This window comes from Pseudomonas peli (assembly GCF_050563605.1).
Classification (GTDB): Bacteria; Pseudomonadota; Gammaproteobacteria; order Pseudomonadales; family Pseudomonadaceae; genus Aquipseudomonas; species Aquipseudomonas peli_A.
Genome location: NZ_JBNXUH010000253.1, coordinates 1 through 282 on the forward strand (window position 1 = coordinate 1; position 282 = coordinate 282).

Annotated in this window: 1 pseudogene; it reads left to right on the forward strand. The window is 59.2% G+C overall.

The features are described 5' to 3' along the window. Window positions 1–279 (forward strand): annotated as a pseudogene (locus ACQ4LH_RS21635) (hypothetical protein); the annotation flags it as partial. Window positions 280–282 lie beyond the last annotated feature (3 nt).

Genomic DNA, 282 nt, shown 5'->3' on the forward strand with positions numbered 1-282 from the left:
CTCGGAGATGTGTATAAGAGACAGGTGCAGCCCTACTTGATCTCGCTGCTGCGGCAGAAACCCGGCGAGGCCTTTGCCCGTCTGCAGATCCCGGCGCTGATCGTGCAAGGCAGCCACGACATTCAGGTCCTGTCTCAGCCCGCCTCGTCCTCACCGCTGCATCAGAATCAGAGCGAGGCGCTTCCCTACTTGATCTCGCGGCCGCGGCAGGTACACGGCGACCACGACACTCGTTTGCTGTTTTCTGAGCTGATCGTGCAAGTCAGCCATAACATTTAGGTC